Origin of the sequence: Spirosoma rhododendri (genome assembly GCF_012849055.1) — a bacterium.
GTDB lineage: Bacteria > Bacteroidota > Bacteroidia > Cytophagales > Spirosomataceae > Spirosoma > Spirosoma rhododendri.
The window spans coordinates 4,117,415-4,141,986 of record NZ_CP051677.1 but is presented as its reverse complement, the minus strand read 5'-3'; the positions used below and the strand labels follow the sequence as shown (position 1 = coordinate 4,141,986).

The following is a 24,572-nucleotide window of genomic DNA, read 5'->3' as shown; positions in this document are numbered from 1 at the left end:
AAGACATGGCCCCGCTTTCCACCTCGTCGGCCCTGACCGACGATTTTATCCCGGCTCAACACGGCTTTTTCTTTCCCCCTGAGTGGCATCCCCACGTCGCGACCTGGCTTAGCTGGCCCCATACCGAAGCGTCGTGGACGTCGGACCGGCTACCGCTGATGCTGCCCGCCTACATCGATTTTATTAAAGCGATTTCAGCCAGCGAACAGGTCTGTATCAACGCGCACAACGAAGCGGTGATGCAGACAGCCGCGCGGCACCTGACCGAAGCCGGGGCCGACATGAGCCGGATTACGCTGCTTCCCCACCCAACCAACGACTCGTGGTGCCGCGATCACGGTCCGGCGTTTCTCATCAACCCCGACCGGCAGGAGCGTATGATCGTCAACTGGGGTTACAACGCCTGGGGGGTAAATACCCACCCTTTACCCTCGACGATCAGATTCCCGTTGCCATTGCCAACTACCGCAATCTGCCCTATGTTACGCCCACAACCCCGGCGGGTCCGGTCATCATGGAAGGTGGTTCGGTGGAGTTCAACGGGGCCGGAACTGTGCTGACAAGCCGGGCCTGCCTGCTCAACCAGAACCGAAACGCCCACCTGTCGCAGACCGATATCGAGCGGTATTTGTGCGACTACTACGGCGTGCAGCAGGTGCTTTGGGTTGAAGAAGGTATCGTCGGCGACGACACCGACGGGCATATCGATGATACAGTTCGGTTTGTGAACGAAGACACCGTCATTGCCGCCTACGAAGCAAACAAAAGCGACGATAACTATCCGTTTTTGCAGGAGATTCACCACGAACTGAAGCAGATGCGCCTGCTCAACGGCAAGCAGCTGAACATTGTAGAATTGCCCATGCCCAACCCGATCGTCAGCGACGGGCTGCGGCTACCGGCGTCATACGCCAACTTTCTGATTACCAACGATTCGGTTATCGTCCCGACTTTCCGCTGCCAGCAGGATCAAATCGCGCTCGATTTGATCGGGCAGTGCTACCCTAACCGGAAAATTGTCGGGATCGATTCGACGGATATTGTGTGGGGACTGGGTAGTTTCCATTGCCTGAGTCAGCAGGAACCCTTGGTCTGATTGTAACCAATATGCAGTTCGATCAGCTTCCTCCCGCCCTGCAACGGCTACTACCGCATACGGACTGGCGTACCGACTCATTGGGTATGTCGTCAGCGCAAACCGTATATATAAACGGGCGGGAACCGTTCTATTTGAAGGTAAACCCGGTAGATCCTTGGGGCGGCTTACGGGCCGAAGCTGACGCACTGATCTGGTTACGGACTTATCTGCCAGCTCCCGAAGTGGTGAGCTACGAACGGGCCGACGGCGTCGATTATTTGCTTATGCGGGCGTTAACCGGTTTACCGTCGTCGGACGAAAGCTGGAAAGCCAGCCCTGAGCGTCTGGTCAGGCGGTTGGCGGAGAGCCTGCGAACGCTGCACGATCTGAACCCGGCTACCTGTCCATTCGATCAGCGAAACGAGGTGAAACTTAGTGCTGTGACAGCGAATGTTGCTCATAACCTGGTTGACACTGACAACTTCAGTGACCCAAATCAGGGTCGGTCACCACAAGCTATTCTAGATCAACTCCGTGCGCAGCAACCTGCCCAGCGCGAACTGGTTGTTACCCACGGCGACTTCTGTCTGCCCAACCTGATCCTTGACAACTGGTCGCTAAGTGGCTTTATCGACGTTGGACGACTGGGTGTCGGTGACCCATATCAGGATTTGGCTCTCTGCATACGCGACCTGACTGATGAATTAGAAACGGATCGATACAACGAACTTTTTTTCGCGACCTACGGGCTGACAGACGTCGATACAGCACGAATGCGCTATTTTACATTGCTCGATGAATTAAATTAACCTGTATGTACGACGGTAAAACGTTTCGCTCGGTAACCAACACGGCCAATGGCGAAGTAAGTGGCGACACGCTCTTTCACTATCATCAGGCGGACACCATCGTCTGGGCCGAGTATGGCGGGGGTGCTATCGTGCGCGGCACTTTGATTGCAACTGTCGCCCCCGACAATAGCCTTGATATGCGGTATCAGCACGTCAATACGGCGGGTGAACTGATGACCGGCCGCTGCCAGACGACGCCCGAAACCCTGCCCAACGGGCGGCTGCGGCTGCACGAACACTGGCAGTGGACGAGTGGCGACGGCTCGATGGGTGAGTCAATTGTTGACGAAGTCAGGTAATATGTCGAACCACCCCCTATTGCTCCGTTTACGCCTTGCTGGCTGGCTGGTGCCCCTCTTGCTGACGGGGGCCTGTTCACCACAACTGATCCGCACGGCGCAGCTTCGGCCAACCCAGCTTACAGCCGTTAATCTGGAAGAAACCGTGAGTCAGCGCGACGAAATCATGCTGGCGTATTCACTGGCGACGTTCGACGCGCAGAACAAACCCGCCGGGGTCGTCAACGGTGGTTGGGGTGTCGAGCCCGTTCGCAAGGGGCAGGTTGTCGAGCTGCAATCGGGCGAAAAACAAGCCCTGCCCATCGAGATTTCTGTGCCACGCGGGGGAAGGGTCGTGGCATCGCTGGTGCTGGTTGAAGTAGACGCCTACGACCGGGCGCAACAGCTGGTCGATCAGGTCAAGCGCGTGCACAACGTTGTGGCGGGTCCGGCCTCGTGGCTCCTGACAGCGACGGAGGTGCTGACACCCCTGCGCTACGTATCGGCGGGACTGGCCGCATCGGGAGTGGGCCTGAAACTGGTCGATCATCTCGACGACGATGACCTGCTGGGTCAGAGCAGTGTGGAGATGACCGAGACGGAACTGCGTCAGAATAAGCAGGGTTATGTGCGTGTGCCGGTAATATTCGCGGGCCGTAACCTGCGTGACGCCTACGAATATCGCCTGACCTACGATATCCGCCTGGGCCATGTCAGGCCGGGAAAAGGCAAAAAAGAATCGATTCGCCAATAGGCAGTTTAGTTGCTTCGTTTACGGTTTACAGTATTCGGTTTTCGGAAGTGAAAGCATCGCGCAAACAGCCACAGTAAACCGAATACCGTAACCCATATCTACTACTTTATGCGCGTACTTACTGGCGGCCTGCTGCTGACGCTGCTGGCCGCTGCCTGCAAAACGACGACACCGACTACGGTTCAGACTGTGCCCGCCCAGCCCGTGTTGCTGACGCTCGGCAACAGGTCGTTTACCACCGACGATTTCTTTCAGTCGTTTACCAAAAATCAGTTATCCGCCGATTCTGTTCAGCGTACCGACGTTCGTAACTACTTCGACCTGTACACCAATCTAAAGCTGAAAGTGCTGGCGGCACAGGCCGAAGGACGCGACACCACGGAAGCGTTTCGGGAAGAGATAGCCACGTATCGCAAGCAACTGGCTCAGTCGTACCTGACCGACAAAGTGCTGATCGAGTCGCTGGCGGCCGAAGCCTATCAGCGCATGCAGCAGGAAGTCAATGCGTCGCACCTGCTGGTGGCGGTTTCGGAAGATGCAGCCCCGGCCGATACCGCAGCGGCTTACCAACAGGCGATGGCCCTTCGGCAGCGAGCGATGGCCGGTGAAGACTTCGTCAAACTGGTGCGCGAAAACTCGAAAGACCAGGCCACCGCTGCTACTGGCGGCAACCTGGGCTATTTCTCCACCTTCTTCGTCGTCTATCCGCTCGAAACGGCGGCTTACGCGACGCCGGTCGGTAGTGTTTCGCAGCCAGTGCGAACCCGTTATGGCTACGATTTGCTGAAAATTAACGACCGGCGACCCAGCCGGGGTACCGTGCGGGTTGCACACATCCTTGTCCGGCTCAGCCCCACGGCCGACGAAGCCGGGCAGCAGGCAGCCAAACAACGTATCGACGCCGTCTACGAACGACTCCAGAAAGGCGAACCGTTCGACGAAGTATGCCGCGACGTATCTGACGACCTGACCTCCAAACTCAATGGTGGCGTATTGCCGCTAATTGAAACGGGGCGGCAGGTACCCCCGTTTGAAGAAGCCGCCTTCGCGCTGACCAAACCCGGCGAGCTATCGAAGCCCGTGCGGACAAACTACGGCTGGCACATTCTGAAGCTCATCGACCGGCGGGGTGTTCAGCCGTATGCCGATCTGGCAGCGTCCCTCCGGCAGCGCGTCGCGACCGATTCGAGAGGGGAAGTGCTGCGGCAGGCCGTCTTACAACGCTTAACTAAAACGTATCCCGTTCAGCCAAACGCAGCGGTGCTCACAACTGCGCTGACCAAAGCCGACAGTAGTTTGCTGCGCGGCCAGTGGCGCTACACTGAACCGCTTGATCCAGCCCTGCAAAACAAGCCATTGGTTACGATCGGCGGTCAGCCGTACACGGTCAACCAGTTTTTTGCGTACGTGCGGCAGAAGCAGCAGCCCGCCCGGAAGCCAAACACGGCTGCCCCTACCCGCCCCGCCGAACAGCCGCTGACGGGTTCGCCCGCCGTAGCGATGCAGCACCTGTACGACCGCTACGTCGGCGACCGGCTTCTGGCAACGGAAGAAAGTAATCTGGAGCAGAAGTCGTCCGAGTTCCGGTCGCTGATGAATGAAATCCGCGATGGCGTGCTTATGTCGCAGGTGATGGAAGAGCACGTCTGGGGAAAATCGATTGCCGACTCGGCGGGCCAACTGGCTTACTACGAGCAGCATAAAGATCGCTATCAGTTTCCTGAACGGATTCGGGCAACCGTCATCACGGCCCCTACCGACGCTCAGCTGACGCAGGCCCGGGAGTGGCTGGGTGGCAAAGCCCCTTATTCACTCCGCCGTACGAGCCCGGCCCTGGTGTACGCGCCCAATCAGACCACGGTTTCGGCCAAAGACCGGGAATCGCTGTACGAGGTCGTCGTTAACCTGAGCCGGAATCCGGACTACATCGTAGAAGTGGCCGCGTCTCACGACCCCACCGAACGGGATTCAGTATCGGCCGGGCGCATCCGTAACGCCGTGGCATACCTGCGCCAGAACGGTATTGGGCTGGGGCGGATCATGGAGAAAGATTACCAGGGCACCCGGCCGGGCGAAGCCAAACAGGCTCCCGCCACCCAGCGCCGGTTGACGTTCCAGTATTTTTCCACCAGCAAAGCCGATGTCGTACAGGCCCTGACCGGGCATCTGGGCCTGCCAACCGATGCCATTACCGTGTCGGAGGGGCTGTTTGCGAAGGGGGCAAATCCATACGTAGACAGTGTTAATCCCCGGAAGCCCGGCACGACAACGACGCTGCGCCCGGCAGGAAAAGTGGTATCGGTGCAACTGGATCAGCTCGAACCGGCCCGCCCCAAGACCTTCGCCGAAGCGCGGGGCAGCGTTATCAACGACTATCAGGCGCAGTTGGAGCAGCAGTGGCTGGCCCAGCTGCGACAGCAGTATCCGGCTCAGATTAATGACACCGAGTTGCGCAAACTCGCCAAATGATTTTTATGGACAGGATTACAGCCGGGCCGACGTTCGGATTATCCTCTTAAGGAAAAAATTCAATCCTATTAATCCTGTAATCCTGTCCATACCCCTTAAAAAACCTTAAACACAGCCCGAAAGTGGCATTACCTCGTTATCTTTAGGACATGAAACAAGTCATTAATCGCCTTGCCTTTAGCCTGATCGGTGCGCTTTTCGCGACGGTCGCGTTTGGGCAGGGGCAGCCCATCAGCCTCAATAAGATCATTGCGAAAGTAGACAACTACTACGTGCTGCGGTCGGATCTGGAAGAAGCCATGCAGTCGTACGCCGGTCAGAACCAGACGCCCCCTCCCGCTGTCAGCTGCTGGAAAGTCTGGTCATCAACAAAATGATGCTCGCCAAAGCCGACATCGACTCAGTAGTGGTCGACGACAAAATGGTCGACGGCGAACTCGACACCCGGATGCAGTACATGATCTCGCAGTTCGGGTCGGAGAAGAACATTATCGAAGCCTACGGCAAGAGCCTGGAAATGCTCAAGAGCGAACTGCGCCAGCAGGTGAAAGACCAGAAGGTGGTGCAGAAAATGCAGCAGAAAATTACGTCTGACGTCAAAGTGACCCCCCGCGACGTACGTAAGTTCTTCGACGCTATCCCGAAAGACAGTCTGCCGTACATGCCCGCCGACGTTGAAATCGGGCAGATCGTCCGGTTTGCCAAGCCGACCAAAGAGCAGAAGGAAGCCCTGCGCCAGCGGCTGCTCGACATCAAAAAGCGGGTTGAAGCCGGTGAGGATTTCGCCAAGCTGGCCAAAGAAACATCCGAAGACGTAGGCTCCGCCGAGAAAGGTGGCGACCTCGGCTTTGCCAAGCGCGGTATGATGGTGGCTCCGTTTGAAGGCGCGGCCCTGAAACTGAAGCCCAACGAAATGTCGGACGTTGTTGAGTCTGATTTCGGCCTCCACCTGATTCAGCTGCTGGATACGCGCGGTGCTGAATACCACGCCCGACACATTCTGCTCCGCCCCGATTACAACCGGCTCGATCTGACTACGCAAACGCACTTCCTCGACAGCCTGCGCAAAGAAATTCAAATCGACTCGATTAAGTTTGACAAAGCCGCCAAGGAGTTTTCGGAGGATAAAAATACGGCCGATGCCGGTGGTTTACTGCGCGATGCCCAATCGGGCGGTTCGCGGCTGGCGATGGACGGTACGATGGACTACGCGCTGTTTTCACTGCTCGACACGATGAAAGTAGGCAGCATCTCGGCTCCGTTGGCATACCGCACGGAAGACGGTAAGAGCGCCATGCGAATCCTGTATTTCAAGAGTAAAGTTGCTCCGCACACCGCTGATTTTAAAACCGATTTCGAGCGGTTGCAGACCATCGTGCTGCAAAACAAAAAGAACCGCGCCATCGATGAGTGGTTCAAAAAATCGATCAGCGACGTGTACATCACCGTCGACCCCGAATTTCAGAACTGCCGTATCTTCGGTAACACCCAAACCAGTGCCGCGCAACTTGGGGGCGGGGAATAGTCTCGAATGAGTGAATGATTGAGTGACTGAATGCATCAGCAACTCAATCATTCACTCATTCTATCACTCAACATTAACCTCACAACCTGTGCCTTATTCTTCCGATGTGGAGGCTGCCAAAGCCCTGACTACTTCCTACGAAAAACTCAAACGCGAAATTGGTAAAGTCGTTATTGGGCAGGACGAAACGGTTCGATTGCTGCTAACGGCTATCTTTTGTCAGGGTCACTGCCTGCTCGTGGGCGTGCCGGGACTGGCCAAAACGCTGCTCATTCAGACCATTGCCGGGGTACTCGATCTTGAGTTTAACCGCATTCAGTTTACCCCCGACCTGATGCCGTCCGACATTCTCGGCTCGGAAACGCTCGACCAGGAACGCAATTTCAAGTTCATCAAAGGCCCCGTTTTCGCCAACATCATTCTGGCCGACGAGATCAACCGGACGCCACCCAAAACGCAGTCGGCGTTGCTGGAAGCCATGCAGGAGTACTCCGTAACGATTGCCGGGCAGAAGTACGGACTCGGACGACCATTCTTCGTACTGGCCACGCAGAACCCCATCGAGCAGGAAGGTACCTACCCCCTGCCGGAAGCGCAGCTCGACCGGTTTATGTTCAACATTTACCTCGATTACCCCTCGTATCAGTCGGAGCTGGACATTGTCAAGAACACGACGACTGATACGCGTCAGGCTGTAGAACGGGTTGTGACGGGTGAGGAAATCCGGGAGTTTCAACACCTCGTCCGGCGCGTACCTGTCGTCGACAACGTGATTGAATACGCGGTGAAGCTGGTGCACAAAACCCGGCCCAACACCGAATTCGCGACCGCTGATACTAATCAGTACTTTGAGTGGGGCGCAGGGCCGCGGGCATCGCAAGCGCTGATTCTGGCGGCCAAGTGCAACGCTCTGCTCAACGGTAAGTATTCACCCGATATCGAAGACGTGAAGGCCGTTGCCTTACCGATTCTGCGGCACCGGGTTGTACGCAACTTCAAAGCCGAAGCCGAAAATATCTCGGTTGAGCAGCTTATCAAACGCCTGATGTAAGCTTGATATGGGCACAAAAAAGGGGCTATCACTCGATAGCCCCTTTTTTGTGCCCGTAAGCTGCCGTTAGTCTTCGTCTTCTTTGTTTGTTTTGCCCAGGTAATCGTCCTTTTTACCAGTTGAATTGTCGTTTACCCCCGACGCGTCGACGTCTTCGGTTTCTTCCCCGACCAGAAAGCCATCGGTAGGATTTTCGCTGGTGTCGGTCTGGCGTTCGCCTTCGGTCTGTTTGTAATCCATGACAGTCGTGTTGTTTAGTCTGTCTCTACAACCCATTGATGAACGCAAGGGTTATCAGTTATTCAGGAACGAAGCGGCCACACCGCATCGGCGTTGACCCGGATATTCACCAGTTGCCCAACCTGTATATCGGCGCGGGTAGTGAGCAGGCGCAGGCTGGCGTAGCGATTCAGCTCAACCTCCAGTTCGTAATGACTACCCATAAAAAATACGGCCCTAACTCTAACCGCTACGCCCGACTCGTCAATCGTTACCTGTTCCGGGCGGATGCTCATTAGCCGGTCGGGCGAATCGCTGGCGGGCAGGCCCAGCAGCGGGCGGTACTTCTCGGCTAGCACCGTAACCCGGCCCGTCAGCCGGGCCGCGTAGGCCGTGTCGGGCCGGAGGTAGACCGACTCAGGGGTGCCGAGTTGAATAAGTTTACCGTCGCGCAGAATACCGATAGTGTCGGCGATAGAAAGGGCGTCGACAGCATCGTGCGTGACGAACAGGCAGGCCGTTTGCTGCTCACGGACCAACTCAAACAGCAGGTCGCGGACGAGCAGGCGGTTGGGCAGATCGAGGTGGCTAAACGGTTCGTCGAGCAGCAGCACGGCGGGCACGTCGGCGATGGCGCGGGCGATGGCCGTGCGTTGTTTTTCGCCCCCCGACACCTGTCGGGGCAGCCGGTCCTGCACCGCCGTCAGTCGGCACAGTTTGAGCAGCGCATCGACCCGGTGGGTGCGGTATTCTTTCTCGAAATAGCGAACGGCGTAGGCGATGTTTTCGCGGATCGATACGTTGGGCATCAGCTGGTATTCCTGATGCACCAGGCGAATGTCGGGATGCCCGGCAATCAGCACGTCCGATGGCCCCGGCACCCGTTTGTCGTTAAGTAGTACGCTACCGGTGTCAACGTCGGCTAGCCCGGCCAATAGGTTCAGCAGGGTGCTTTTCCCCGACCCACTCGCGCCCACCAGCCCCATAATCTGGCCGGGTGCCAGCGAAAACGACACCCCACGCACGGCCCGAACACTCCCCGCGAACGCTTTACTTACATTATCGGCAACTAGCATGAAGGCAATAGTGACGAAAGAAGTGGGTTTTTCTCCCCTGAATTTCCTGAAAGACAGGGCTGTTGAGTGCTGGTTAGCTTCACCCCTAAATCCCCTGAAGGGCAGGGCTGTTAAGTTCTTCTCTTGGCTGTAGCAATTGCCAAATTTCCTTCGGCCTGTCTACCCCCCAGCCCCCTGAAGGGGGAGTGGTTCATTTGCGGAATGCTCCCCCTTCAGGGGGCTGGGGGGTAAACGGACTAGAACTTAACAGCCCTGCCCTGAAGGGGACTTTGTCTATGAACGAGCAAAGTCCCCTTCAGAGGTTGTTTGGGGAGCGAATTTTTGTCATCCCGACGACAGGAGGGATCTCCGGTAACAGGCGTTTTCCTGCTCCTAGCGAACCGGGCCGCCGGAGCGGATCCCTCCTGTCGTCGGGATGACAAAAAAGGCACTTTTGACCCGGATTGTGCTTCCCCAAACAACCTCTCAGGGGATTCAGGGGTAATGCCCCCTCTCACCTCTTCCGTCTAAAAGGTTAAAAAATGAAACTGGTGCTCAGGAAATTCGACTGGTGTTCCCCGACGATTTCGTTCAGAATGGCTTTGTTCTCGTCGGTTTCCTTCGTGGCCACGCAGGTACGAATCGAGAACGAGCGTAGCGCGTCTTCCACCGATAGCGTCCCTTCCGCCGAATCTTTGCGCCCCGTAAACGGGAATGTGTCCGGCCCGCGCTGACACTGGGCGTTGATGTTGACCCGGCAAACCAGATTCACCAGCGGGTCGATCAGATCGGCGATGGGTTTGGTATCGGTACCGAAAACGCTGGCCTGCATCCCGTGGCTATCAGTAATCAGATAATCGATAAACTCCTCGACATCGTCGTACGCCACTACCGGTACTACTGGTCCGAACTGCTCGTCGCGGTAAAGTTTCATACCGTCTTTGACGGGGTATACTACCGCCGGTTTGAACAGGCCACCCGCGTAGTCGCCCCCGCCATCGTTAACGATTTTAGCCCCGCCCGCTTCAGCGTCGCGGATCGTATCGGTCAGGTAATCGACCTTGTTTAGTTCGGGCAACGGCGTAATCTGCACACCGTCGGTCCAGGGCATACCCAGTTTCAGCGCACTCACTGCCGGAGCGAATTTTTCCAGGAATTTATCGGCGATTGAACGGTGCGCCCAGATAATTTTTATGGCTGTGCAGCGCTGCCCGTTAAACGACAATGATCCCAGCAGACACTCTTTCACGGCAATGTCGAGATCGGCGTCGGGCAGGATGATCGCGGCATTTTTGGCGTCGAGGCTCAGAATCGAGCGGAGCCGGTTGAGCTTCGGGTGCTGCCGTTGCAGTTCGTCGGCCACTTTACTCGACCCAATCAGCGTCAGCACGTTGACTTTACCCGACTGCATCACGGGTGGCACCACCACAGCCCCGCGCCCGTAGATCGAGTTAACGACGCCTTTCGGAAAGCTCGTACGGAAGGCTTCCAGCAACGGATAGTGCAGCAGCGAACCGTGTTTGGGCGTTTTAAACAAAATTGTGTTGCCCATCAGGATGCTTGGGATCAGCGTCGTGTAGGTTTCGTTGAGTGGGTAGTTGAACGGCCCCATCGCCAGCACAACGCCCAGCGGTGCCCGCCGAATCTGCCCGATAATGCCTTCCTCCACCCGAAACCGCGACCCGGCCCGGTCTATGTCTTTCAGCGAGTCGATCGTGTCGTAGATGTATTTCACCGTCCGGTCGAACTCTTTGGTCGAATCAGCGAGATTCTTACCGATTTCCCACATCATCAGAGCCACGACGCGCTGCTTCTGCTCCAGCATTTTGCCCACGAATGTTTCCATGCAGGCAATACGCCCGGCTACCGACATCGTCGGCCATTCGCCACGACCGTTGTCGTAGGCGGCCACGGCCGCGTCGAGGGCCTCCATCGCTTCGGTTGGCGTGCAGACGGGGAAGCTGCCAACCAGCCGGGGCTTGATACTACCGTCGGGCTGGGGCGTCCCGATCTGTGAATATACCTCCGTCGTGGGGCCGTCCCACTGACGCATTTCTCCGTTGATAAGGTACTCCCGCTGATGAATGGGTTCGATCCGGTAATCGGCCGGAATCTGATCGTCTGCGGGGAAAAGCTGCGCTACTTCAGGGGTGCTCATAACGAGTTCGGTTGTTTAAACAAACGGCGGTAAACGTCGCCAATGTCGGGCCGATTTCCAACCCGCTCCCGTAGATAATCAGCGGCCGGACCCGATTTGTTTGGCCCGTTCCACGTATTTCTACTCAACAGTCAACCCACGCATTACACGTTATCGGCGTGCCTGGTACTACAATTTTCCGATTGCACGCTAGTAGGTAGAATAGCTGAAAATCAAGCCGTTACCGTTCCCTAAATATTTATAACCATTCATATAACTCGCTGATTGTGAATTAAATAATCTTTAAGAAATTGATTAATCGGTAGTTGAGCCCTATTTTTAGTCGATAGTAATCCGCACCCCCACCCTGAGCTAAACTACATCCTCTGTTTATTCCATCGTCTACTTGTGTTAACCGTAACTGTACAGAATTACCCACGCCCCACCCGGCGTATTGGTCGCGGTATGTCCGCGCTGCTGCTTTCACTACTCGTTGTCCCGGCAGCCTTTTCCCAAACCACCTATTACGTAGCGGCCAACGGCAGCGACGGCAATTCGGGCCGCTCGGTCGACAGTCCGTTTCAGTCGCTGGCCAAAGCCAGTAGCCTGTCGTTGCAGCCCGGCGATCAGGTGCTGCTCCGGCGGGGCGATACCTTCCGGGGGACACTCTATGTCCGGCAGTCGGGGGCCTCGGGCAACCCGATCGTGGTGGATGCCTACGGTTCCGGCAACAAACCCGTCATTGCCGGATCAACGCTCATAACGGGCTGGAACAACGTCGGCAACAACACCTGGCAGGCCAGTTGCCCCAGCTGCGGTAGCCGCGTGACGGGGGTGTACCGCGACAATACCGTCCTGCCGCTGGGCCGCTATCCAAACCTGAGCGATTCGAACAAAGGTTACCTGACCATACAGTCGCACAACGGCCGGGGACAGATTACCAGTCAGCAGGGACTGCCAACCAGCTACGCGGGGGGCGAAGCCGTAATACGGTCGGCAACCTGGGTGCTCGACCGGGTGACTATTGCTCAGCAAAATGGCAATACGCTATCGCTGGCGGGCAGTACCACTTACGAGCCCACCGATGGCTGGGGCTATTTTATCCAGAACCACCCGGCAACCCTCGATCAGGTCGGTGAATGGTACTACAACCCGTCGGATAAGACGATTCGGCTGTTTGATAACCAGAACAACCCCAACAACCAGTCGATTGCCCTGACGACGGCGGGTGAAGGGATCAACCTGACCAACGTCAACAACGTAACGGTGCGGAACGTTAAAGTGACGCAGACACTGTCGTCGGGAGTACTGTCGGTCAACGGCAACGGTATTGCGCTGTCGGGCAACGACATCACGAACTCCGGCGAAAACGCGGTGTTTTTCAACGGGTCGGGCAGTGGGATTACGGTTGAGAATAACCTGCTCGAAGATGCCAACAACAGCGGTCTGACGATTCAGTCATTCCAGAATTTCACGTTTCGGGGCAACACCGTACAGCGCATCGGTCTGGTGCCGGGCCGGGGCGTCAACGGCGACGGCAGCTACTCAGGTCTGCAATCGAGCTGCCCGGCCAACTCGCTCATCGAGTACAACGTCTTCGATAACATTGGGTACACGGGGGTTTCGGTCGTGACCAGTTCGACGGTGCAGTATAACCGGGTGTCGAACTACTGCATGACCAAAAGCGACGGCGGTGGCCTGTACACCTGGAACGGTAACCGCAACAACGTCACCGGCCTGCGCTTCCTGTCGAACATCATTTACAACGGCGTGGGCGCGCCGGAAGGGGCACCGATCAACGCGACAACCGGCGCACATGGTATCTTTCTGGACGACTGCACAGTGAACGCCGAAGTGACGGGCAACTCGATATTCCGGGTGGCCGGTATGGGCATCTTCCTGCGTGGGGCTTACAACAACACGCTCAAGAACAACACGGTGTTCGACAACGGCGAAGAGCAGTTGAAAATCGTTGCTAATCAGGTCTGCACACCCCGCAACATCACCAGTCAGAACAACATTTTCGTCAGCAAACTGGCCACACAGACCGTAGCCGGTTACGAGTCAAGCGCCAATGACCTGAGTCAGTACGGCTCGTTCGACTACAATTATTACATGCGGCCTTTCGAGGATCAGTTCAAGATTCTGGCCGTTTACAACCCCGGCTCCGGCCTGACGGGTCAGCAGATGTCGCTGGCCGAGTGGCAGAACAAATACGGGCAGGATCGGAATTCGGGCAACAGCCCCATAACCTACAAATCGCAGATGGTGACGCAGACGGGCGCTACCCTGCTGAACTTCCCCTACGGTGGCGACATCAACGGCTGGGGAGTCTGGTCGCCCTACGGCAATGGCCGCGCCGACTGGAACAACCCCGGCACACTCGACGGGGGGCGATGCGCCTGTCGTTTGCATCGTCGTCGGGGAAGGGCGACAGTTATCTGCTGGCGACGATCAATTTGGGCAGCGTACGAAAAGGGCAAACCTACCAGCTGGTACTGGACGGCATCGCGTCGGGGGCCAACAAGCGCCTTACCGTGTACCCGCGTCAGCAGGCTGGCAGCTACCGCGATCTGGCCGACCGCACCACCTTCGTGCTGGGCACAAGCCGGCAGGCGATGGAAGCTACGTTTACCGCCAACGCCGATGAGTCGAACGCGATTCTGGTGGTGCAGGCCTACGAAGACGGGCAAACAGCCTGGGTCGACAACCTGATTATGCGGGAAGCCACACTGGCGACCCTCAACCCCGACGATTACGTCAAGATCGTTTATAACGCATCGGGGCAATCAACCAACGTCGGGCTGGACGGTACGTACCGCGACGCTAAAAACACGGCCTACACTGGTCAGATTACGCTGGCCCCCTATACGTCGGCCGTCCTGCTCAAGCAACTGAACGCAACGACCACGCCAACCCCGGCCCCGGTAAGTCTGCGTGATCCCGAGAATCCGGGCAACGCCGTGACCGGCACCGACTATCAGTACTACGAAGGTTCCTGGAGCAACCTGCCCGATTTCACCTCGCTCACCCCCGCCAAAACCGGCACCGCCAGCCAGATCGACTTCTCGATGCGGGGCCGCGATCAGAACTACGGCCTGCGCTTTACGGGCTACATCAACGTACCCACCGACGGCACCTACACCTTCTACACCACCTCCGACGACGGCACCAAACTGATGATCGGTAACACGACCGTTGTCAGCAACGACGGCGTGCACGGCGATCAGGAGCAGTCGGGCAGCATCGGCCTGAAAGCGGGCAAACACGCGTTTACGATAGTTTATTTTCAGGGTGTCGGCGGGCAGTCGCTGAGTGCCAGCTACAGCGGCCCGAATCTGGGCAAGCAGGCCATTCCGGCCAGTGCGTTCTACCGCGTCCCCACCACAACCACTACGCCGACCACACCGACCACACCAGCCCCCACGGGTTCGGGCGTTTACCTGTCGGATCTGACCTGGTCATCGGCGGTGAACGGCTACGGGCCGGCCGAGAAAGACAAGAGCAACGGCGAAGCCAACGGGGGCGACGGGCGCACCATCACCCTCAACGGACAAACCTACGCCAAGGGGCTGGGCGTCCACGCCAGTTCAACCATCAGCTACAACCTGGGCGGGCAGTACACGCAGTTCATCACCGATATGGGCATCGACGATGAGATCGCCAGTGCGAGTTGCGGTACGGTCGAGTTTCAGGTCTTTCTGGACGGCAACAAAGTCTACAGCAGCGGTACGATGAACGCGGCCACAGCCACTAAATCGGTCACGTTGGACGTATCAGGCAAACAAACATTGACGCTGGTGATGACCGACGCGGGCGATGGCGCAGCCTGCGATCACGGCGACTGGGCCGGGGCACGGCTCATGCCGAAGTCGACGACGACGACACCCACGACCCCAACAACGTCGAGTCTTTATTTGTCGGATCTGACCTGGTCGTCGGCGGTAAACGGCTACGGGCCGGTCGAGAAAGACAAAAGCAACGGCGAAGCCAACGCGGGCGACGGACGCACCATCACCCTCAACGGGCAGACCTACGCCAAGGGGCTGGGCGTCCACGCCAGTTCAACCATCAGCTACAACCTGGGCGGGCAGTATACGCAGTTCATCACCGATATGGGCATCGACGATGAGATCACCAGTGCGGGGTGCGGCACGGTCGAGTTTCAGGTCTTTCTGGACGGCAACAAGGTCTACAGCAGCGGCACGATGAACGCGGCCACGGCCACCAAATCGGTTGTGCTGGACGTATCAGGCAAGCAGACGCTGACGCTGGTGATGACCGACGCGGGCGATGGCGCAGCCTGCGATCACGGCGACTGGGCCGGAGCGCGGCTCACCAAAACCGGCAGTAGCCGCATAGCTGCGACGGTGCAGCCCGAAGCGGGTACATTTACGGCAGAACTGTACCCCAACCCTGCCCACGAAACGCTCCACCTGCGCTATTGGGCCGAAACCCCCGGCGACCTATCGCTGCAACTGCTTAGCGAATCAGGGCGGGCAGTGCGGCAGCAGGTACAGGCCGTTACGACGGGTGAAAACCTGATCAGCCTGCCCGTTCAGGACCTCAGCCGTGGTTTTTACGTGCTGTCACTCATTCAGGGGCAGCAGCGGGTTACGCGCAAGGTGATATTGTCGGAGTAATTCGTAATAGTGCACTCGTTCAAACAGAGAAAGCGACCCCGTGAAGGAGTCGCTTTCTCTGTTTACAATACCGTATTTTTGTCATCCCGAGCCCGCGAGGGATCTTCGGCAAAAGGAGACTATACGCCTGCTAACGAAGCTCCCTCGCGGGCTCAAGGCGACAAAAAAAACCGACAAATCATTAACCGACTACCCAACTATTTTATAGCCTGAAAAGGGGTTGGAAGCCTTTTAGTATACAGCCCACACGCTAACGCAATGCCTTTGCCGCGTCAGCGACGCGGTCGGTGTTGATGATGTCGACGCCAATTTTCCGGAGCACTTTCCAGGCATCCGGCTGGTCGGGAATGGCCCAGAACCGAACGAGTTTACCATCGCTGTGCGCCCGTTTGATGACGCGCTTGAGCTTATCGCGATCTTCGCCGGAGAGTTCGCCGGTACCGTTCCAGCGTGTGTACGATTGGAAATTATCACTAATCATCGCCACCTTTTGCAGCGTTTCCTGATCGTATACTTCGCTCGGCCGCCCGTCGAACTGAAGCAGCGGGTAATCGAAAAACTTCTCGGGTCGTGGGCGGTTGCCGCTGATGATAACCTGCACGGCAGTGGCGTTGGCGTTGCGGTTGAAACTGATCAGGCTGGCTTGCAGCAGTTCGATCAGTTTGGGCAGCACCACCGTCGGGTCGTCTTTCACGTCGATCATCAGCCCAAACGTGTAAGTGCGGTCGGTACTGACCCGCCCGTCGTTTTTGGCAAACAGGGCCGCGATCGGTTTCAGATACAGCGAATCAAGCGTAGGCGCATTGGAAGCGGGCTTATCATGCGACACTACCAGCTTGCCATCCTGTACCCACACGTCGGCTTCGATGTAGTCGGCCCGTTGTTCGTAGGCATTCAGGAACGGACGTGACTGGGTATAGTCGTTGTGAGCGTGTATTTTCTGGGCAAACAGGCTGGTTGTCGACGACAGAAAACTCAGCAGAATTAGTGAATGTAGGCGCATACAGAGTCGGTCAGAATAGTGGGCAGAAAGGTAAGCAACCTGACCCATTTTGGACAAGTTTATCGTTTAAAGTCTACCGTATAAGGTTGTCCGCGTCGAAACCCTTTACTTTACAAGTAGCTGCCACGCGGCAAACCTTGTACATTAAACTATAAACCTTAAACTGAAGCATGAGTTACCTCGATGCCACCGTTGACGTGTACCGGCAGGCTGCCGAAGAACCACAGGTTGGGCTGTGCTGCACAACCAACCCCGTCTGGCAATTGCCGGGCCTGAGCATACCCAAACGGATGCTGGAGATGAACTACGGCTGCGGCAGCACCGTCAACCCCCGCGACCTGGTCAACAGCCCAACCGTGATGTACGTGGGCGTTGGGGGCGGCATGGAACTGCTTCAGTTCGCCTACTTTAGCCGCCGGCCGGGGGCTATCATCGGCGTCGACGTGGTGCCGGAAATGCTGAAGGCTTGCCAAGACAACCTGGGAGAAGCTGAAGCCCAGAACGACTGGTTCAGCAGCGACTTCATCGACCTACGCGAAGGCTCGGCCCTCGACCTGCCCCTACCCGACAACAGCGTCGACGTGGCCGCGCAGAACTGCCTGTTCAATATTTTCCGGGTCGAAGACCTGCACCGGGCACTGGCCGAAACCTACCGCATCCTGAAACCGCACGGTCGGCTCGTCATGTCGGATCCCGTTTGCGAACAGCCCATGTCCGACGAACTCCGTAACGACGACCGCCTTCGCGCCCTCTGCCTGACGGGGTCAGTACCGCTGCAAACCTACCTTGATATGATTGCAAGCGTGGGCTTCGGCACCATCGAAGTGCGGGCCAAACGCGCCTATCGGGTGCTGCCGCCGGGTCAGTACGCCACCGACGAGCTGCTGTATATCGAAAGCGTCGAAGTCTGCGCGATCAAAGACCCGATGCCCACCGACGGTCCCTGCATTTTCACCGGCAAAACGGCCATCTACTACGGCTCCGATACGCACTTCGACGATCAGAAAGGCCACGTCCTGCTGCCCAATCAGCCGCTGGCCGTCTGCGACAAAACCGCTGGTGCGCTGGCCCGGCTTAACCGCAACGACCTGTTCATTTCGCCCTCGACCTACCACTACGACGGCGGGGGCTGCTGTTAATGGCGGGCCGCCGTTGGCGATTCAGTGGCAACCGGCTATTTTTGACCCATTCTTACGATCAGACCACCGCACCGGTCAACTAGTCTGGCTGGTGCGGTGCTGTTATTTTTAACCAATGGATTTACTGAAAGGCAAAGTGGCACTCATCACGGGTGCATCGCGGGGTATCGGCCGGGCCATGGCCCAGAAATTCGCGCAGGAAGGGGCTACCGTAGCCTTTACCTACCTGTCGAGCGTTGAAAAAGGGCAGGCGCTGGAAGAAGAACTCCGGCAGTTTGGCGGGCAGGTGAAAGGCTACCGCTCCGACGCGTCGGACCACAAAGCCGCCGACGAACTCATCACGCAGGTCATCGCCGACTTCGGCAAGCTCGACGTGCTGATCAACAACGCGGGAATTACCAAAGACGGGCTGCTGATGCGGATGTCGGAAGAACAATGGGACGCCGTTATCAACGTTAACCTAAAGTCGGTCTTTAACCTGACCAAAGCAGCCATCAAACCGATGATGAAAGCCAAAGCCGGGTCGATTATCAACCTGACGTCGGTGGTCGGTATCCGGGGCAACGCGGGGCAGGCCAACTACGCTGCGTCGAAGGCGGGCATCATCGGCTTCACCAAGTCGGTCGCGCTGGAACTGGGGTCGCGGAATATCCGCTCCAACGCCATCGCACCAGGCTTCATCGAAACCGAAATGACCGGCGAAATCAACGAAAAAGCCGTCGAAGAATGGAAGCAGCAAATCCCGATGAAACGGGGTGGTCAACCCGACGAGGTGGCCGACTGCGCCGTTTTTCTGGCGTCCGACCTCTCCCGCTACATCACCGGTCAGGTGTTGCAGGTCGACGGGGGGATGTTAACTTAGGGGTTTACGGTTTAACGTGTAAGGTTTAAGGTTTTCTACGGGCATTACTTTCCCGATAGTGAACCCTAAACCTTACACGTTAAACCTTGAACGTTAAACTCACCTCAATGTCCAACGTTATTTTTCAGTCGTCGCCCTGGTGGATACTGGTTTGTTTGCTGGTGGGGGCCGCGTATGCCTATGCGCTGTATCAGCCGCTGCCGCTGGCTACCACCGGTACGTCGGTAGGTGGATTCGACCGGCGCACGACCTACGGGCTGGCCGTGCTGCGCTTTCTGGCCGTGAGTCTGCTGTGCTTTCTGCTGCTCGACCCGCTCATCCGCAGCATTCAGACGACGACGGAAAAACCGAAGATTGTGCTAGCCGTCGACAATTCGGAGTCGGTAGCCGTCGGCGGTCGACCGGCCATCAACCGGTCGCTGGCTGCGTTGCAGTCGCTGCGGCAACAGTTGACCGACAAAGGCATGGACGTGTCGGTACGCACGCTCGACGACACGCTGAACGACCCCGGTGCCGACCTTACTCAAATACCCTTTACCCGCCGAACCACCGATCTATCGGGTCTGCTCAACGGCATCCGCTCCGACTACGAAGGCCGCAATCTGACCGACGTTGTATTGGTGACGGACGGTATTTTCAATCAGGGCCTGTCGCCCACCTTCGGGCAATACCCGTTTTCGGTTAACACGATCGGGCTGGGCGATACCATTCCCCGCAAAGACATTCAGCTCAAGGGCGTCATTGCCAACCGCATTGCGTATCTGGGCAATCAGTTTCCGGTGCAGGCTGAAATCGTCAGCTATGGCTACGCCGGACAGGCCGCCACGGTCGTGATCCGGCAGGGCGGGCAGGAATTAAGTCGTCAGTCGGTGCGGTTCGGACAGGGCGATGCGTTCAATCAACTGACCTTTCAGACCACCGCCACCCGAAAAGGGGTGCAGCATTACGTGGTCGAGGTGCTGCCCCAGCCGGGCGAATACACGATCAGCAACAACCGGCAGGACGTGTACATCGACGTGATTGACGGTAAGGAAAAAGTGCTGCTGCTGGGCCTGGCCCCTCACCCCGACATCCGGGCGATTCGCAGTATCCTCGAAAAAAACCAGAACTACGACGTCGACGTGCGGGTACTGACCGGCTCGATCGACCCGACACCCCCGGTTGACAAAAAGTACGACCTGATCATTCTGCACCAGATCCCCGACAGTCGGGGTACGGGCAACGCCGTTTTCCAGACCCTGCTGAGCAGCAACACGCCCATGCTGTTTGTGCTGGGCGGTCAGTCGGCGATCGGGCCGTTTACGGCGTCGAACCCGGTGCTGCAAATCAGCGGGCCGGGGACGCAGACGGATAAAGTCACGGCGACGTTCAACCCCGACTTCAAGCAACTTGCGTTCGACCCCGCCAAACTCGACCTGCTGGCCAAGCTCCCCCCGCTGACGGTACCCTACGGCGATTACCGCGCGCAGCCGGGCAGCGAAGTGGTCTTGTGGCAGCAGATCGGCACCGTGAAAACGACCAAGCCGCTGCTGGCTTTCAACGTAACCTCGCCCCGCAAAACGGCCGTGCTGGCGGGGAAGGGCTGTGGGCGTGGCGGCTGGAAGAGTTCGCGCTGACGGAAAAACAGGAGGTAGTCGACGAGTTACTCCAGAAAATCATCCAGTTGATTTCGGTGAAGGAAGACCGGCGGAAGCTGCGCGTTTACCCCATTCGCAACGAGTTTGTCGCGGGCGACAAGGTCATTTTCGAATCCGAACTCTACAACGACATCTACGAGCGGCAGTACGACCAACCCGTCCGGCTGCAACTGACCGACGAGCGCAACCTGACGCGCAGCTACACGTTTACGCCCACGGCTGCCAACAGCCGCTACGAGATCAGTCAGCTACCGGAAGGCGCCTATCAGTTTCGGGCGACGGCCACGCTCAACGGCCGGGCCGAGCAATCGTCGGGGCAGTTTGTCGTCCGGACGCAGCAACTTGAAGCCCTCAACACCACCGCCGACCACGCCATGCTCCGGCAGCTGGCGACGCAGACGGGTGGCCGTTTCTACAAACCCGCCCAGGTCGACGCGCTGGTAAACGCGCTGACAAGCCGCCCCCACCCCGCCCGCCTGAGCAGCACCGAAGCCATCGACGAAATCATCAACTGGCGTTGGCTGTTCTTCGTCGTACTCCTGCTGGCCACCATCGAGTGGGGTCTGCGTAAGTTTTACGGGGGGTACTAAGCGACGATTTCTTCGCTGGCCAATACTTGTTAACCAGAAAAGAACTTACGGGTACTTTTCGGTCGTTTTGTCTTGTGGTAACCACACATTGATTACCCCTAGGCCCCGATTCGACCAGACCTAGCAGAAAATGACTTTCACTAAGCCCACTGACCGGGTTTGGTCACCACGATGCCGGTAATAACGTTGACTACACTACGTCAAATAACTCGGGCTCCGCATCGAGCATGGTCAGACCGCTGACTAACGCAATTGAGTACAATCTTCTATTCAAGCGAAACAGTTAGCTTTTGAATTGATTCTGCCTTCGCCAGCAACTTGCCATTTGAAAAACACAACAACCCTCTTCCCTTGTTGTATTTTGTCCCAAAACGATCGAACAACACGGTGAGTGTTTTGCCATGGTATGTAATATTGTCCAGGCAGAACCAATCCCATCCATCAGCTGGAACCAATGGATTAACAACGATACTATTAGTATCCTGCGGTCGTATACCGATGAGCCCCGAAATGACCAAATCGCAGAATGTAGAGTGGTTATAATCTTTTCCTCGCTCGACCCCTCCTTTATCAGCTCGCCAACCCATTGATTCTAACATTGTCCGGGAAATCCAGTCCCCCGTATACGGATTTACTACTTCGTCAATCCAAGGCAGCAGGCGACCATTTTCTGAAACTCGACGGTGGGCATTCGAATAAATAACCAACTGATCAAAATAATCCCGAGGTTCGATTATCGTCTGCTCATACTCATTAAGTACGTTGGCCATGGCCGTTAATGTTACTGCCGTTGAAAAAGGCCAGCTCGGTCCATTCCATTTGCATTCGTGTCCTTCATACGTTAATTCAAATTTCGGATGACTTTGTTCGGCGGTGGTTAATCCATAAGGAGCCTTAAATCCCTGGTCCGAGAGTAGCAGTCGCCAGGCTTTTTCGTATCCCTTCCCCTGAGTAGGTAGTTTAAAATACCAGGGTGTGTACCCCAAAATCTCCCGAACATCAACCAGTTTCGACTGGTTATAGGGCATGGTTTTGAAGAAGTTAGATTGATTATCCCACAGCTTCATTAGCACCAATTTTTGTAGCGTATCAGCTTTCGACAAAAACAGCTTCTCACTTTGTTTGTCTCCTTTCAGGCGTGCAACACGGGCAATAGCTTTGGCATCACCATACATATATGAATTAATGGTTGGGCGCTTACCATGTTGGCCAATGGACATTTCCATTCCGTCCCGATCATCAATTGTACTAAAAAGTCCATCGGGATTTTTACCAATAAAATATTTATCTTGATACATTCGCCCCGTTTCCCATCCCTGATAATTCTTGATTAAATCGGGTAGCAGATCGGTTAATAAGGCTGAATTAGGTTTAACCTGATGAAATGACCACAATGCATCCGAAATCCAAAAGCTATAACTTCGTAAATCCCCTCCCTTTCTTAGCCAGAAATTTGCATAATCATTTAAGTATTTGGTATCCTTTAGCCAACGACCTTCATAAAAATGATGAGCGGCTGCACAACTGATCGAATTATGCTTACCCGCCCAATATACAGAGGGCAAAAACTCGGTAACGATAAAACCATCAGGCGTCGCCTTTATTTGTTTGCGATAGGTCCACCAACGGAAATAATACGTTAATTCCAAATTCTTGTCCGGGCAGTCCAGCAGCGGCACGTTCGATTGAATGAATTGCCAGGCTGAATCATTAGGAATGTATTGTTTATACAATTCGTTATCGTCAGCATTAAACTGATCAATGTAAGGCTTATAGCGTTCAGGATTGAGTACAAAAAAAGACTGGCTTTGCGCGGAAAAACTGAGCCAGGTTAATAGACCCAGAACAGCTATTACTTTTTTCATCATGATCGCAAAAAATCAATTGGTGCTTATGCTTTTGTGCTAAGTACGGTTTATGAATTGGACGCAACATGCGGATAATTGATCCCTGCCCTGTCTGGAAACGCCCACATTGCGGCACACGTATTACTTGACTAGCCGCGTTGCCACGACGTATTCTCCTATTCGCTGCCCCTCGTTCAATCCTTCTGTAACTGAATCATTGAAATGAATGCCGCCGTAGAACCGCGATAGGCCAGCTTCCTGCGCGGCCTGCCGGAACGAGGTAAACCGCCGGGGAGCCAGTCCAAAACCAATTTCGGTGGAGTCGGTGTACGCCAGGTTGTCACCGAAAAAGTGGGTCAGTACCTCCGCCGACGCGCCCGAAATCACCGAATGGCCGCTCACGTATTCTGGAAACGGAGGTGTTTGCAACAGCGGCTTCCAGTCGGGGTCGATGTATTGGCGGATGACGGTTTCTGGGCGGATGCGGTTGCTGCGGTACTTCTCGGCCCAGCAGCAGATAAAGGCGTCCATCAGCGTCATGGCCAGTACTGTATGTACCTGTAGCGTCCGGCTGAACGACGCGCGTTGCCGCCGACAGGCGGCTCCGGCAATAGCCATCCAATGCGCCCCCGGCGACATCTTTTTCAAGCCAATTTGAAGATGCCCCGCGTCCTGCACGGCGAAGGGGTTGCAATCCCAGAACTGGGCGCTGGCTTTTTGGTCGGACGTCAGCGTTTGCCCAGCCCGGCACACATCGGCCATTTGCCGGTAAAAGGCGCTTTGTTTGTTGGTCGAAAAAACGGTAGGTGGCCGGGGCGTGTACGTACCTGCTGAATCGATCAGAAACGGGCGAATTTGGCCGAAATGAGGCTCTACGGCCGACAGAAACGCGGGCGGGGTCGGGTACCAGTAGCCCTCGCCTTTGGTTGGGGTATAACGCGGGTAGTCGCTTAGGCGGTTGTAGCCGTCCTGCCGGGCGTAGCGCACCACCGCGTCGGCGATGGTTTTGGCAACTTTCTGTGACCCGGTCAGTATATCATCGGGCATACCCTTTTTCCGGCTATCGTCCAGCAGGCTCGTACGGCAGCTATCCAGGTTCCGGCCGGACGGTTGCAGGCGCCCCGCCGTTTCGAGCATCGCCAGCAACGCAGCCAGTTGAGGGTTATAGTTTGTTACGGTGGGTGTCGGAATACTGGGGTACTGATTGAGTCGGCGCAACAGCGGGCGCAGCGTCGAATCGGAGTGACTGAGCGTTTCGTAACCAGCCAGCGTGGCGTAGGCAAAGAACCGCGCGGCCAGCGGGGGATTGGTGACGTCGTGCATCATCACGTCGTTCATCGCGTCGACTACCCGGCTTACTTGATCGGCTCCAGGCTGATAGGACGATGACTCCGTCGGTCGGCAGGCCCCAGCAGCAGGCATCCCAGGACTATG

16 protein-coding genes and 2 pseudogenes are annotated in these 24,572 nt (G+C 56.5%); 12 read left to right on the top strand and 6 right to left on the bottom strand.

Annotated features, from left to right (window positions below):
* The first annotated feature begins 5 nt into the window (after positions 1 to 5).
* The 7 genes and pseudogenes from HH216_RS17180 (at position 6) to HH216_RS17150 (ending at position 8,006) form a co-directional block, all read left to right on the top strand.
* Positions 6 to 1,096, top strand: a pseudogene (locus HH216_RS17180) (agmatine deiminase family protein).
* Positions 1,097 to 1,107: 11 nt separating this feature from the next.
* Complete coding sequence (locus tag HH216_RS17175) at positions 1,108 to 1,887, top strand: APH(3') family aminoglycoside O-phosphotransferase (RefSeq protein WP_169551912.1); 780 nt, start codon at positions 1,108 to 1,110, stop codon at positions 1,885 to 1,887.
* A gap of 5 nt (positions 1,888 to 1,892) precedes the next feature.
* Positions 1,893 to 2,228 carry a n-acetylglutamate synthase gene (locus tag HH216_RS17170; protein ID WP_169551911.1) on the top strand — a complete coding sequence of 112 codons (336 nt, stop codon included), beginning with the start codon at positions 1,893 to 1,895 and terminating at the stop codon, positions 2,226 to 2,228.
* Positions 2,229 to 2,247: 19 nt separating this feature from the next.
* Positions 2,248 to 2,961 carry a hypothetical protein gene (locus tag HH216_RS17165; protein WP_254448481.1) on the top strand — a complete coding sequence of 238 codons (714 nt, stop codon included), beginning with the start codon at positions 2,248 to 2,250 and terminating at the stop codon, positions 2,959 to 2,961.
* 108 nt (positions 2,962 to 3,069) lie between these two features.
* Positions 3,070 to 5,430: a peptidylprolyl isomerase gene (locus HH216_RS17160; RefSeq protein WP_169551909.1), complete on the top strand. Its 2,361-nt coding sequence runs from the start codon at positions 3,070 to 3,072 to the stop codon at positions 5,428 to 5,430.
* 149 nt (positions 5,431 to 5,579) lie between these two features.
* Positions 5,580 to 6,955 (top strand): annotated as a pseudogene (locus HH216_RS17155) (peptidylprolyl isomerase).
* A gap of 88 nt (positions 6,956 to 7,043) precedes the next feature.
* The gene (locus HH216_RS17150; protein WP_169551908.1) at positions 7,044 to 8,006 is read left to right on the top strand and encodes an AAA family ATPase; all 963 of its coding nucleotides are present in this window, start codon (positions 7,044 to 7,046) and stop codon (positions 8,004 to 8,006) included.
* 66 nt (positions 8,007 to 8,072) lie between these two features.
* On the opposite strand, the gene HH216_RS17145 is transcribed toward HH216_RS17150, so the two are convergent.
* The 3 genes from HH216_RS17145 to HH216_RS17135 form a co-directional block, all read right to left on the bottom strand.
* Positions 8,073 to 8,246, bottom strand: coding sequence for a hypothetical protein (locus HH216_RS17145; protein ID WP_169551907.1), 174 nt, complete (start codon positions 8,244 to 8,246; stop codon positions 8,073 to 8,075).
* Positions 8,247 to 8,308: 62 nt separating this feature from the next.
* Entirely contained in the window at positions 8,309 to 9,301 is a 993-nt protein-coding gene (locus HH216_RS17140) for an ABC transporter ATP-binding protein (protein ID WP_169551906.1), read from the bottom strand.
* Positions 9,302 to 9,815: 514 nt separating this feature from the next.
* A complete protein-coding gene (locus tag HH216_RS17135) occupies positions 9,816 to 11,438 on the bottom strand; it encodes an NADP-dependent glyceraldehyde-3-phosphate dehydrogenase (protein ID WP_169551905.1) in 1,623 nt (540 codons plus the stop codon).
* A 387-nt stretch (positions 11,439 to 11,825) separates the two neighbouring features.
* Here HH216_RS17135 and HH216_RS17130 point away from each other — a divergent pair, with 387 nt between their 5' ends.
* Positions 11,826 to 14,132, top strand: a complete 2,307-nt coding sequence (locus HH216_RS17130) for a right-handed parallel beta-helix repeat-containing protein (protein WP_254448480.1) — start codon at positions 11,826 to 11,828, stop codon at positions 14,130 to 14,132.
* On the top strand, positions 14,036 to 16,060 hold the full coding sequence (locus HH216_RS26100; RefSeq protein ID WP_332871516.1) for an NPCBM/NEW2 domain-containing protein: 2,025 nt from the start codon (positions 14,036 to 14,038) through the stop codon (positions 16,058 to 16,060). Before HH216_RS17130 ends, HH216_RS26100 begins: the two co-directional genes overlap by 97 nt.
* Before the next feature lie 250 nt (positions 16,061 to 16,310).
* Here the strand turns inward: HH216_RS26100 and HH216_RS17120 are convergent, their stop codons facing one another.
* The gene (locus tag HH216_RS17120) at positions 16,311 to 17,063 is read right to left on the bottom strand and encodes a phosphatidylinositol-specific phospholipase C/glycerophosphodiester phosphodiesterase family protein (protein ID WP_169551904.1); all 753 of its coding nucleotides are present in this window, start codon (positions 17,061 to 17,063) and stop codon (positions 16,311 to 16,313) included.
* 170 nt (positions 17,064 to 17,233) lie between these two features.
* Between HH216_RS17120 and arsM the strand changes: the two genes are divergently transcribed.
* The 3 genes from arsM (at position 17,234) to HH216_RS17105 (ending at position 20,680) form a co-directional block, all read left to right on the top strand.
* The gene (gene arsM, locus HH216_RS17115; RefSeq protein ID WP_169551903.1) at positions 17,234 to 18,202 is read left to right on the top strand and encodes an arsenosugar biosynthesis arsenite methyltransferase ArsM; all 969 of its coding nucleotides are present in this window, start codon (positions 17,234 to 17,236) and stop codon (positions 18,200 to 18,202) included.
* 115 nt (positions 18,203 to 18,317) lie between these two features.
* Positions 18,318 to 19,064, top strand: a complete 747-nt coding sequence (gene fabG, locus HH216_RS17110; RefSeq protein ID WP_169551902.1) for a 3-oxoacyl-[acyl-carrier-protein] reductase — start codon at positions 18,318 to 18,320, stop codon at positions 19,062 to 19,064.
* A 107-nt stretch (positions 19,065 to 19,171) separates the two neighbouring features.
* Positions 19,172 to 20,680 carry a hypothetical protein gene (locus tag HH216_RS17105; protein ID WP_332871413.1) on the top strand — a complete coding sequence of 503 codons (1,509 nt, stop codon included), beginning with the start codon at positions 19,172 to 19,174 and terminating at the stop codon, positions 20,678 to 20,680.
* 877 nt (positions 20,681 to 21,557) lie between these two features.
* Here the strand turns inward: HH216_RS17105 and HH216_RS17100 are convergent.
* The gene (locus HH216_RS17100) at positions 21,558 to 23,159 is read right to left on the bottom strand and encodes an MGH1-like glycoside hydrolase domain-containing protein (protein WP_217371869.1); all 1,602 of its coding nucleotides are present in this window, start codon (positions 23,157 to 23,159) and stop codon (positions 21,558 to 21,560) included.
* A 120-nt stretch (positions 23,160 to 23,279) separates the two neighbouring features.
* Complete coding sequence (locus HH216_RS17095; protein ID WP_254448479.1) at positions 23,280 to 24,560, bottom strand: vanadium-dependent haloperoxidase; 1,281 nt, start codon at positions 24,558 to 24,560, stop codon at positions 23,280 to 23,282.
* Positions 24,561 to 24,572 lie beyond the last annotated feature (12 nt).